Source organism: Flavobacterium oncorhynchi, assembly GCF_002217355.1.
In the GTDB taxonomy this organism is placed as follows: domain Bacteria; phylum Bacteroidota; class Bacteroidia; order Flavobacteriales; family Flavobacteriaceae; genus Flavobacterium; species Flavobacterium oncorhynchi.
In genome coordinates, this window is the sequence record NZ_MUHA01000019.1 from 48,448 (window position 1) to 60,342 (window position 11,895).

Below are 11,895 nucleotides of genomic sequence, written 5' to 3' on the forward strand. Positions count from 1 at the left end.
AGTATTTATAAAGAGTTTCCAATTCCCACTAAAACAATCGAAAGCATAATTAATCCGATTCCCCAAAGGAATGTTCTAAATGTTTTTTTCGATACTCCAGTCCATTCTTTCAAATAGAATCCCCAGAAATTAGCCGTTAGAATAATCGTTGCCATGTGCAGAATCCATGAACTTGCACCGTTTCCTAATTTGCTTTCGCCCATTCCGTAAAAGAAAAACTGCAAAAACCACATTGTTCCGGCAAGTGCTGAAAAAAGCACGTTTTTAGTAATTGGAGTAGATTTGTTGGTGTAATCACCAATACTTTTATTTTTGAAATTAAGATATAGACACCAAATAAAATTGGTAGTCAAACCTCCCCAAAGCAAAACAATATAAGTTACGTTGTTTTGAAATAAAGGATTACAGCCAAATTCAACTGCTTTTTCTGCCATTGGTTTTCCAGCTTCGATTCCGTAATTAAAGAACGAGCTTAATATCCCAGAAATAACCGCTACAGTTAAACCTTTTGCTAGACTAAAATCTTTGTCCTTATCTTCATGTCCAGTTGCAAAATCTTTTTCTTTCAGCATTCCAGCTTTTCCAGAAATAGCGATTCCTAAAAGGCAAACTGCAACACCCAATAAAACCAATTGTCCGCCAGAACTTGCCAGCATATCCGAAAATGAAATTTTACCTGCTGTTGGGTATAAATCGTAATAAATAGAAGGAACTAATGCTCCAAAAGCAGAACAAAATCCTAAGGTAATTGAATTTCCTAATGACATTCCAAGATAGCGAACGCCTAAACCGTATGTTAAACCTCCGACTCCCCAAATTAATCCCATCGAATACGTAAAGGCTTTAATAGAAGGAGAAGCCGCAACGATGATTTCTGTAAAATTTGGAATCGTTAAATAAGCTGCAATCGGCGGTACAATTAACCACGAAAAGAAACCGCCCACAAGCCAGTAGCTTTCCCAAGCCCAATCTTTAACTTTTTTAAAAGGCATATAAAAACTACCTGACGAAAATCCTCCGATAGAATGAAAAATAATTCCTAATAATGATTCCATTTAATAATTTGTTTTTTTGGTTAATTGTGATAGTTAATTTCGTTTTGTAAAATAATATAATGCTCGAAAGAAAACTGTCCTGTACTATCCTTTATGAATCTTGTAATTATGTTAAAACTGCTTATTATTTGCAAAGAACAATCCTTAAGTATTGGAAAAGTAAATTTAAAAACGCTATTTTAGCGATTGATTTCGTAATTATTATATCCTCAGTTCACTACCAAATTGTGAAAAACACTTAAATATAAAACAAGCCGTATCTAATTGCGCTTTTTTTGTAAGGAAAGTAATAAAATCAGTATGTAAAGCAGGTTTTAAAAACCATTTTTTTAATATTATAATTTAAAATTATGTTTCATGACCAAAATATGAAACTAGTTTGCAAAACATAATCATGATTAAATTAATTAAAATAGATGAAGATTCGAGGGTTCCAAAATACAAACAAATTGTAGACTCGATTTTACAGAATATTGCTAACGGAAATTTAAAAATAAATCAAAAAATCCCCTCTATAAACAGTTTTAGTGAAGAATTTTATATGTCGCGCGATACAGTAGAAAAGGCATATAATATCCTGAAAGAACGAAAAATTATTTCATCGATTAGAGGAAAAGGATACTACATTACCAGAACAAAACTAGAATCTAAAGTAAATATTCTGTTTTTATTTAATAAACTGAGCGCCTACAAAATGAAAACGTACAGCTCGTTTATCAACACACTTGGTGCTAATGCTCATACTGACCTTCACATTTATCATTGTGATGAAACATTGTTTTTGAATTTGTTAGACAAGTTTGAAGGTGCTTATGATTATTATGTAATTACCACACATTTTAAAACTGATGAGTTAAAACATTTGAGTTTTACTGATGAAGTTGCAAAAGCAATTCAAAGAATTCCGCAGGAAAAATTAGTTTTAATGGACAACATTAAACTAGGAATGGAAGGCGAAATCATTAAAATATATCAGGATTTTGAAAATGATATTTACAATGCTTTAAAAGAAGGTTTAGAAAAAATATCAAAATACAAAAAGCTGATTCTAGTTTATCCCGACAAAGCTGTTTATCCTTATCCAAGAAGAATCTTGCACGGATTTAGAAAATTCTGCGTAGAACACGAAATTAATTTCGAAGTTCTAAGCGAAGTATACGATGATATGATTCTTAAAAAAGGAGATTTATTTATTACCATTGAAGAGTCTGATCTTGTAAACTTAATGAAGCAAATTCGTGATGAAGAATTTATTCTAGGAGAAGAAATCGGCGTTATCTCTTATAACGATACTCCTTTGAAGGAATTATTAGGAATTACTGTAATGTCTACAGATTTTAATGTAATGGGCGAAACCGCTGCACGAATGATTTTAAATAAAGAAAAAGGACAAGTAAAAGTGCCTTTTAATTTTATTGATCGAAATTCTATTTAACAGCTTCAAAGGTTCAGAGAAGCAAAGGTTCAAAGGTTTTCTTTTTGAAAACTTAAGGTTTTTTGTTTCTTTCTAACAAAATATATTCTTTTCAAAACAATATTAATACTTTAAAATTACCTCCAAACTTAGCTGGAGGTAATTTTAAGACTTTTTAAATAAGTATACTATTTCACTGCTTTCCGATTTTTTGATTCGATCAACTTAAGATCAAATCTAAAATCACAATAAAAAGTTCTAGTACTTTTTTATTTCAATTTACTTAATGCCTTAGAGTTTCTAAGAAGAAAAACATATTGAAAATAATCTGTTGTAAACGAACCTTCTTGAGGAACAATGTTCTCTCCAAAAACTCTAGATTTTATGTTTATTAGATTTTGTGATTTAAGATAAGGCGAATTTTGAGCATTAAGCTTGAAAAGAGTAATCGCATTAGGTTTGCTTAATTCTTTTAAATCATTAATTCCTTTTACAAGCATTAAAGGTCCATCTGCATTGATCCAATCTACCCTCTCGTTTTCTGGTGTTGGAAGTTGCGGGTTTTTAGGAAGATACATTTCGCTGTCTATAGTATAACTAACCATACTTGTTGTTTTAATTCCAGCCTCTTTTAATTGTGTGGCAAATGTTTCTTTTCCTCCCTTAGATTTCTTTTGTATAGTATGAAAATATCCAAAAAGACCGTAAAACTTTTCATTCTCGATATTCATTTTTTTAATTGAATTCTTAAAATTCGCGATCATAGCTAAATCTCTCGAACCTTTTGAAGTATCATCAAAATTCTTATCTATTCCGATTACAGTAATTTTTGAAGAATCAGATAACTTTTGATTGTAATCATAAACAGCATTCCATTTATCAAATAATTCTTGACTCGATTGCTGAGGAATTCTTTTAGCTATATTTAAAACAACATCTTTTAGTACTGCTTCGTCTTTGCTGTTTTTTAATAAAAAGCTGTTTAGTTTTTTAGCTGTTAAACTATCCATTTCGGCAATATAATACTTGATTCCAGCTTTTTTATTCAGGAAAAATAACATCTCCTTATCTAGAGTTTGATTATCTGCATAACCGTGAATTTCTCCTAAAAGAAAAACTTTTGATTTATAAAAATCGTCATCAAATAATTTCTCGTTGATTGACTGTGTTGTCTCAACTTGATTTTTTGCTAAATAATCAATATTTTCTTGGTTTGCAGAACCTATAAATATTTTACTGCTGATGTAAAAATAGATTAGGGAAATTAAACAAATGCTTAAAAGAGAAATAAATGTGATTTTAAAAAATTTTAAAGTTTTCTTCATGGTTTATAGGGTTATTTTATTTTGCTTCAAAAGTATTTTAAGCTGAGTAAATAATAAATTTTTATGTACTGAACTGTATTTTTTTTATGACGAATTGTATTTTATTGCAAAAAACTACCAAGCTGACCATTCTTTTTTAATCGTAAAACGACCGCAAAATTTGAAGTAAAATAATTCTCTAATTTTAATTTAAAAGCAACTTCTTAAAAACAATTTTAATTACATTTATCCTGTTAAAATAAAAGTAAAAGCAAGCATTGCCATTAGTAAATATCATAAACAAAACATTCTAATTTTAAAAATCCTTAACCTTAAATGAATCATTTTCTTCGACTAACGTGTACGCTATTTGTTGTGTTATTTTCTTCCTGTTATTCTTTTGCACAAAAAGAGGATAATTATTCCGCTAAAATTGACAGCTTAATTAAAGTCACAAGTCCAAGATCATTTAATGGGGTCGTTTATATACAACAAAACGGAAAAACAAAATACTCAAAAGCTTTCGGATATCGTAATTTCAATACAAAGGAGCCTCTTAAAATTTCTGATCGATTCTCGACAATGTCTATTGCTAAACAAGTTACAGCAGTGCTTGTTTTAACTGAAGTCGAAAAAGGAACAATCGATTTAAAAGCTACCGTTCGAAAATATTTACCTGATTCTAAATACAGCTGGGCAGACTCTGTTACGGTACACCAACTGCTTAATAATACATCCGGAATTAGCAGTGAAAGCCTCGATAAACCTTTGAAATTTTCTCCGGGAAGTAATTTTAGTTATTCTAATCCCGGCTATTCTCTTTTGGGTGAAATTCTCGAAAAGCAAAGCAAAAAAAGCTATAATCAATTAGTAACAGCATTGTTTAAAAAATGCGGGATGAATAATAGTTCTTATCCTTCGGAAAGTGCCCAAAAAACTTTAACAAAAGGACATACTGTAAAAACTGATGGAACATTTAGAGTAAATGAAAAAATTAATTTTGAGCCGTCTCAATATTTTGGTTCCAATTTAATTGTAACAGCACCAGATTTAGCAAAATGGAATGAAAAATTACATAATGGTAAATTGCTAAAAAGCGAGACTTATAAATTAATGACAACTTACTCTATTACAAATACACATATTCTTTTTAGTGACAAACCAATTGGTTATGGATATGGATTACGAATTAACGATAAAGCAGCTATAAAAGAAATTGGACACACTGGATTTCATCCTAGTGAAGGATTTACTGCCGTTAATTTATATTATCCTGCAAGTAACACCAGTGTAATAGTAATGGAAAATCAAGCAAATGAAAACTTTGATATTGCCTACTATTTTGAACAGCAGATACGAAGAATTGTTTTAAAATCTACTCTTTTAAAATGAAGAAGCTATTATTTTTATTCACGGCGGACCAAGCGGTGACTCTAACCTATTTGAAGGAACTACTGCCGAAACTCTAGCTAACAAAGGCTGATTTTTTGGCTATAATTTAAACCAAAACCATAGTTTCTTTTAATCAAGAAGCTAATCTTAGAAAACAAAAAATAGCAGCGTTTACAAAAGTATACGCTGCGATTTTTTTCTTTATATCTAATTTTCTTTTGCTAAAAATGAGACTTAATCTCTGCCTTATAAGTACTTTTTATTACTCATAGGACTTTTTTTGTTATGAAGTAAATCGTCAGCAATTTGAATCATTCCGCTGTTGTTTGAACCTCCCCAAAGCTGTCTGCCAAATATATAGCTTTTGGTATATTCTTCCCAAGTGACACAATAGCTCTTTAGACTTTTATATGATTTTTGAAGATATTCTTTCAATTCTGCTTCAGAAAGATAGCCAGCTTCATAACAGCAACGTGCTAAAAAAGCTCCTCTTCCATAATTCCAAGCCGCATCTTTTGTTCTTTTTATTTGGGCAAAATCTTTAATTACATTTTGCTCGATTAATTCAGGAACAACATTATTTAGATTTCTGTATATGTCTAAATATCTTTTAAAAATTTCTTCTTCACGAGGTAAATTCGATTTCAAAATAGAAACATAATCTTCTTTATTCTCAAAAGCATCATACACAATATCTATATATTCGTCCTGATTTCTTTCCTGCAAATCTAAAAGTATTTCGATGGCGCTATCTTTATCAAATATACTCCAGTAATCCTCCAAAATTGTTTTTAAAACACTTTTGCTGAGTCCTGTTTCATAAGAGTTAAGATAGGCAGATTGCTGTTCAGCATACATTGAACTAATTAATAAATAATCTAATTGTTGACCAACGACTACATTTTTATCGTTTAATCGTATACTTTTAAACGCATTAAAAATCTTTGAAAGAAAAACCATTTCTATTTATTTTTATCGCAGATTAGGGAACTTGCTTTGTAATACTTTTACAAAATTCTCTCCTACTACCTGATATTTTGCTCTTGTTAAGAACTGTTTATTTACATTTAAAATATCTGTTGGATCTGGCGTATAATGTAATCTGTCATGAATTTCAAGTGACAAAGGATTACCATCTATATTAAATGTAATGATGTGTACTTTTGGCAAATATTCTTCAGCCGATTTTGCGTATACTCCTAACTGTGATTTTAAGATTCCGCCATCTTTAAGTTTTGCTTCTTCAATTCGGAAATTATCAAAAACAATGTGCTCGTCTAATTCTCCAACAGTATCAGTACTGAAAAAGTGTAAATCATTACCGCTCAATACCCAAAAACATTCTGTTTCTATTCTTTGCAGTTTAACTCCTACTGCCGAAAGCGCAACATTTTTTAGGCCGTCACTTACAATCTCCTGAACTTTCTCAGCTTTAGTCTGCGGCACAGATGCAGATGTATAGGCATCTATTGTTTTTCCTTTCATCCATTCTTTTAGTTGTGGAAAATCTTGTTTTAGAACCTCTTCTTTATGAAGATCATATTTTGTTCTTTCAACATCTAAGTCAATTTCTTTTTTTACCGAAGCATGTTTTTTATTCATGTATACCATAAAAATGATACCGGCAATTACTAAAACAACGGGAATTAAAAATAGTGGATTCATAATTTAATTAAATTTATTTAAAGGTTAAGTGGTTTGACATCTTTCTTTTTTTCCTTTCCGAACAAGCCGTAAAAAATCAAGCACAGCAGAAGAAATAGAATTATTTTTCCGCCATACTGCGTATAAAACCCAAGTTTTAACAACTCGACTTTGTTTAATTTATCTGTACTGATTATTTTTTCAAGCTGTTCATTAGACAACTCATAATAGCGGTCAGAATCTGGTTTTACTAACACTAGTTTTGGTTCTTGAGTAATCCAAACAGGCATCCATGCTATACTATATTCTTGGTGAAGTCTGCCAAGATCTAAGTGTACATTTGATTCTTCTTTTGAAAGGTATTCATCGGTGTTTGGCAAGTCTGAGACAATTTCTATTTTATCAATTTTTCCAATTGGTATTTTTAATTTGGCTGAGGCCGTAGTGAAAGAAAATAGACTAATAATTACTAATAAGAAAATCTTTTTTATATCATTCATAATTTTCAATCGTCTCAATTTAATCAGGATTATTTTAAATTAGTCTATATTTTAATACAATACAAAAAATAAAATATGCGAGTATTGTAAAAAAAAACCTCTTGGAAAGTTCTATTCAAATATATATCATTTTTCTTACACCAAACAACAATAAAATTAAACTTTTAACCTTTTTACTAGAATAACCTTATTTTAAAGGGTTAATTGTTATTTTATTTTAAATGTTATTTTAACATTTCACAAAATATTTAGAATGTCTGTCTCGCTTAATTATCTTGAGATTTAACCAATACAATATTTGGTTTTGGAGCCGATTCCATAGCTGCTCCCATATAAAAACTAGTATGCGGCGGTTGATTATAGCCTACATTCTGCCAAGCGATGCTTAATCGATATTGCGGATCGTGCATTAAAGTATATTGCCTGACATTAGTTGGAATTGTTGTGGAATAAATTCTAAGTTCTTTATTATCTTCAGATCTCAAAATCAATTCTTCGCGCCAGTCGCCTAAAATATCTGCAGAAAGTGCAGGTGTCGATTTTGTGCCGTTGTTTGAAACTGCTCCTTCGGCAGTAAACAATCTTCCAAAATTATATTTATCGATATAATTTGAATTTAAAAGTTCTCTCGAAGTATCTCCGTCCCAATAAATTAAGAAGTTAGTTGAACTCGGTGCTTTACCAATATTATTTCCTTTCATATCATGCAGATACGGAGAACCCGACCACCAGCATTGCGCCCCTTTTCGGGTTGGGTCAATATTGTCTGCAACACCTCGTCCTACATCTTCATTAAGAGAACCTGTAAACAGTACTTTTCCATCTTTAGCCGAAAACAAAGTAACACCCGGGCCAGTTGTTCCATTTTCAATTTCATGAATTCCGAAAACCTCTAAACCCGGAATATCCAAATCTAGATCAGAAACATGAATCGCATCTCCATGTCTAAAACCCGTAGTATACAAACCCTGTCCGTTGTCATCAACACACATCGATCCGTAGATTATTTCATCTTTTCCGTCATTATCGACATCAGCAACTGTAAGGTTATGATTCCCCATTCCCGAATATGGATTTTCAGCATCTTTACTGTCAAAAGTCCATCTTGACGTTAATTTTTTATTTTTAAAATCCCAAGCAGCCAAAACCGTTCTGCCATAATAACCACGGCACATTACAACACTTGGATGAATTCCGTCGAGATAAGCAATACAGGCAATAAAACGATCCATTCTATTTCCTTTGGTATCATTGCCGCCGCTTCCTCCTCTTCCACCCCAGCCTGCTAAATCGCCGCGCTGCGGAATATAATCTACGGTCGTAACCAACTTTCCTGTTTTACCATCAAAAACCGAAAGATATTCCGGTCCTTTTAAAATCTTGCCATACGTTTTAGAATCAGAATCACGGTCAACCCAGTCTTTTGAGGCGTCTCCAACCACATTTCCTTGGCTGTCAGTTGTTCCATCTGCAGTTTTACAGACCAATTCCGCTATACCGTCACCATCTAAATCATACACCATAAACTGTGTATAATGTGCGCCTTCGCGGATGTTTTTTCCGAGATTAATCTGCCATAAAAATATTCCATCTAAAGTATACGCCTGAAATATTGGCGGATCTGTAATTCCTGTTTGAGAATTATCATGTCCTTTTCCCGTCATATGAACAATCAAATCGTATTTTCCGTTTCCATTTAAATCACCAACCGAAACATCATTTGCAATATAGCCCTCAATTTCTCTTAATTTAATAGATAAATATTGTTTATCAGAAGCATTTGCTGGAATTGTAAAACTCCCCGAAGCTTCAGATTCTTTTCCATTTAAAACCGTTTTAACAAACCAAGTATTTTCTTCTTTAGAATTCCCTTTTATATCAACAAAATTGGTAGCGCCTGTAATTGGTTTATTATTTAATAGAACAGCTTTTTTAACACCGCTTTTTCGATAGAGATTAAAAGCCAAATCATCAGAATCTGTTCCTAAAACCCGCCAACTCACAAAAAATTGTCCTTTATCTTTTATCGCGATAATACCACGATCTAAGTTTTCCATTTGTCTTTGCGAAAAAATAGAAACCGATAAAAGCAATACTATTAAAAGAATTATTTTTTTCATGATTGTTATTTGAATTATAATAAATCCCGGACTTTCCTTTTTTATTTTTTACGCCATCTTTATGTCATTTCAACGAAAGAGACTAGAGCGATAGCAAACAGACGAAGTAAATCTTCGCAAGAAACTCTATAAAGATTGGGTTTTCGTTGTGGAGCTACTTGTGGAGATTTCTCTTTACGTCGAAATGACAAACTGAGCTCGAAAATAAAAACTTAGCTCCTTAGCATCTTAGATTCTTAGAATCTAAGCACCTTAGAACCTCAAAATCAAAACATCTTCTTAAACCCTTCACTCTTAACCTTCCAAGTTCCATCTTTTGGGAAGCCTGGATTTTCTCCTTCAGATCCGTCCCATCCGGCACACATCATGGCTACAGCTGTTAGAATTCCGCCATTACCCGGAAGATAAAGCGTTAATCGTTCCGCCTGATAATTATGTCCGTTTTTTAAATACGTATTGGTTGTTACTTTCATAAAAAGAGCATCAACGGCTTTATCGGGCATATTTAAACGTGCTGCCGACATCGCTGTCATTGGAAAATCCCAACCCCAGGTTTTATCCCAAGACCAAGTTTTCCAAACTAGATCAAAAGTGTTTTTCATGATTTTCTTATCTAAAAGAGACGTTTCAGGAAGCATTCCAAATGTTCCCAAAACAGATGGATGATCTGTTTTAAATTCTGGATTGGTATACGAATCTGTTGCACTCTCTGTTGCCAGATACACATTGTCTGCAACTGGAAGTTTTGACAATTTAGCCAAAACCGTTTCCCATTTTTCGGGCGCTTTTTGATTTAGCTTTTTCTTCCATTCAATTGCTGTTTTCAAAGCCCAGTTCCAATATGCCAATTCATACGTTGGATTAAAAGTTTCCATTGCTTTAAAACGTTCTTGAGCTGGAATCACACCTGGACCTAAAACATAACGATCTGTTTTTGAATCGTAATTAGTAAACGAAGCCATAAAATCGGCCGTTGCAAAAACACGCTCGCTGTATAAATTTAAAGTTGAAGTTGTTGGTTTTGCTCTGTAAATCAATTCGGCATAAGTAATAAAATGCGGTTGCTGCCAAATTAAAAATGATCCTACAGACGATGGACTTTCGTTGCCGTCTGCATCAACCATTTTCTGCCATCTTGCTCCTTCAAAACCTTGTCTTTTGGCGATATTTTTTGCTTTATCAAAAACCTTTTGATACCAAGGAAGACTCTTTTCTAACAATTCTGGTCTGTTCCAAAGTGCAAAATGAACACCGTGCCACCAGTGCATTTCTAAATGCGGTTTTCCATACCAGCTGTTATAAGTCAAACCCGTTTCCTGAGGCGGTACTTTTCCAGTACATTGCAATTTCGTAAGATATTGTGATAAAATAATTCTACGTTCCAGTTCATTAGCACGAGAATCTGTACTGCCTGAAAAATCAACTGCAGCACCACTGTTCCAGAATTTCTCCCAGCCTTTTATACTGCTGTTTTGAATATCTGCGAAAGAGGAATTTTTAATCGATTTTTTTTCTGCTAAAGCAAAAAGACAGCTCAATTCTATTGTATTAGTATTCGAAGCTTCAACAACAAAATAATGATCTGAGGTTTGTTTTATCTGAGCGTTTCCTTTCCAATTTAAATTTACATTGTACGAAATGCTGTCCATTACATGAGTAACAACGGCTTCTGTTTTTGATTTTGCTGTAAGCGTGCTTTTATAATCCTGTTTTCCTTCCCATTTTGTTCCCATATCTGCCCAATCGCCTGTTGGAAATGGAATTCGCAAACTTATCTTTAAACGTTTTTGCAGCAATAAATCTGATTTTACTTTTACGCCAATTTCATCTTTTTCCTGATGTGAAGCTGTTAAAACCGTTACAGGAGTTCCTTCAATTTCAAAATAACTTTCGATTTCTCCCGTCCAAACATTTAGTTTTTGCGAAATCGCTTTTACGTCCGAAGGTTTTGCCAGGCTTCCGTCTTTCTTCGTAATTTCAAAACCTAAATTTCCCAGCTGCAATAAATGCGGATTCTGTCTGAACCAGTTTACAGCTTCAACTTTTCGTTTTGGTTCTTTAATCTGAACCGTATACGAAATATCTCTTCCATATTGTTTGTAATCTCTTAAAGTCTCCGAGAACTTATAATTATTAGTGTTTTTATAACTATCCCAACCCCACTCCGATTGTGTTCCAAGCGGAATTCCGTTTTGATATTCTTTAGGAAAAGTCTGCAGCCCGGTTGCGTCAACCGTAAAAGCAAAAGCACCATTACCAACCGTTAAAGATGCCAGAGTATCAATAGCAGAAATTTGAACATTATGCCTTGTTACCAAAGCTTTTCGATCGATTTTCTGTGCAAAAAGCGAAACCGAAAATAAGAATACGGTTATGAATTTATAGTTTTTCATGTGGTTATTTTGTTTTGATAGTTTTTAGAAGTTTAGGGTTTCTCGAAATGTTTTTTAACCGCAAAGCACGCAA

The 11,895-nt window shown here is 32.7% G+C and carries 9 protein-coding genes; 2 read left to right on the top strand and 7 right to left on the bottom strand.

Annotated features, from left to right (window positions below):
- Positions 1–5 precede the first annotated feature (5 nt).
- Positions 6–1,055, bottom strand: coding sequence for an L-rhamnose/proton symporter RhaT (gene rhaT / locus B0A75_RS13210; RefSeq protein WP_089054748.1), 1,050 nt, complete (start codon positions 1,053–1,055; stop codon positions 6–8).
- Positions 1,056–1,449: 394 nt separating this feature from the next.
- On the opposite strand from rhaT, the gene B0A75_RS13215 reads away from it, so the two are divergent.
- Positions 1,450–2,490: a GntR family transcriptional regulator gene (locus B0A75_RS13215; protein ID WP_089054749.1), complete on the top strand. Its 1,041-nt coding sequence runs from the start codon at positions 1,450–1,452 to the stop codon at positions 2,488–2,490.
- Positions 2,491–2,738: 248 nt separating this feature from the next.
- Here B0A75_RS13215 and B0A75_RS13220 read toward each other — a convergent pair whose 3' ends face one another.
- Entirely contained in the window at positions 2,739–3,794 is a 1,056-nt protein-coding gene (locus B0A75_RS13220; protein ID WP_089054750.1) for a hypothetical protein, read from the bottom strand.
- Between the two features lie 315 nt (positions 3,795–4,109).
- Between B0A75_RS13220 and B0A75_RS13225 the strand changes: the two genes are divergently transcribed.
- Positions 4,110–5,165 carry a serine hydrolase domain-containing protein gene (locus tag B0A75_RS13225; RefSeq protein ID WP_089054751.1) on the top strand — a complete coding sequence of 352 codons (1,056 nt, stop codon included), beginning with the start codon at positions 4,110–4,112 and terminating at the stop codon, positions 5,163–5,165.
- 246 nt (positions 5,166–5,411) lie between these two features.
- Here the strand turns inward: B0A75_RS13225 and B0A75_RS13230 are convergent, their stop codons facing one another.
- From B0A75_RS13230 to B0A75_RS13250, 5 genes are all read right to left on the bottom strand, one after another.
- Complete coding sequence (locus tag B0A75_RS13230; protein ID WP_089054752.1) at positions 5,412–6,125, bottom strand: DUF1266 domain-containing protein; 714 nt, start codon at positions 6,123–6,125, stop codon at positions 5,412–5,414.
- Between the two features lie 12 nt (positions 6,126–6,137).
- A complete protein-coding gene (locus B0A75_RS13235; RefSeq protein ID WP_089054753.1) occupies positions 6,138–6,830 on the bottom strand; it encodes a hypothetical protein in 693 nt (230 codons plus the stop codon).
- Between the two features lie 17 nt (positions 6,831–6,847).
- Positions 6,848–7,309, bottom strand: coding sequence for a hypothetical protein (locus B0A75_RS13240; protein WP_089054754.1), 462 nt, complete (start codon positions 7,307–7,309; stop codon positions 6,848–6,850).
- A gap of 266 nt (positions 7,310–7,575) precedes the next feature.
- Complete coding sequence (locus B0A75_RS13245) at positions 7,576–9,429, bottom strand: rhamnogalacturonan lyase (protein ID WP_089054755.1); 1,854 nt, start codon at positions 9,427–9,429, stop codon at positions 7,576–7,578.
- A 266-nt stretch (positions 9,430–9,695) separates the two neighbouring features.
- Positions 9,696–11,822 carry a hypothetical protein gene (locus B0A75_RS13250; protein ID WP_089054756.1) on the bottom strand — a complete coding sequence of 709 codons (2,127 nt, stop codon included), beginning with the start codon at positions 11,820–11,822 and terminating at the stop codon, positions 9,696–9,698.
- Between the last annotated feature and the right edge of the window lie 73 nt (positions 11,823–11,895).

What these genes read in the sequence shown, in the direction of transcription:
- rhaT (WP_089054748.1), bottom strand. Translation starts at nt 1,055, where the DNA reads ATGGAATCATTATTAGGAATTATTTTTCATTCTATCGGAGGATTTTCG.
- B0A75_RS13215 (WP_089054749.1), top strand. Translation starts at nt 1,450, where the DNA reads ATGATTAAATTAATTAAAATAGATGAAGATTCGAGGGTTCCAAAATAC.
- B0A75_RS13220 (WP_089054750.1), bottom strand. Translation starts at nt 3,794, where the DNA reads ATGAAGAAAACTTTAAAATTTTTTAAAATCACATTTATTTCTCTTTTA.
- B0A75_RS13225 (WP_089054751.1), top strand. Translation starts at nt 4,110, where the DNA reads ATGAATCATTTTCTTCGACTAACGTGTACGCTATTTGTTGTGTTATTT.
- B0A75_RS13230 (WP_089054752.1), bottom strand. Translation starts at nt 6,125, where the DNA reads ATGGTTTTTCTTTCAAAGATTTTTAATGCGTTTAAAAGTATACGATTA.
- B0A75_RS13235 (WP_089054753.1), bottom strand. Translation starts at nt 6,830, where the DNA reads ATGAATCCACTATTTTTAATTCCCGTTGTTTTAGTAATTGCCGGTATC.
- B0A75_RS13240 (WP_089054754.1), bottom strand. Translation starts at nt 7,309, where the DNA reads ATGAATGATATAAAAAAGATTTTCTTATTAGTAATTATTAGTCTATTT.
- B0A75_RS13245 (WP_089054755.1), bottom strand. Translation starts at nt 9,429, where the DNA reads ATGAAAAAAATAATTCTTTTAATAGTATTGCTTTTATCGGTTTCTATT.
- B0A75_RS13250 (WP_089054756.1), bottom strand. Translation starts at nt 11,822, where the DNA reads ATGAAAAACTATAAATTCATAACCGTATTCTTATTTTCGGTTTCGCTT.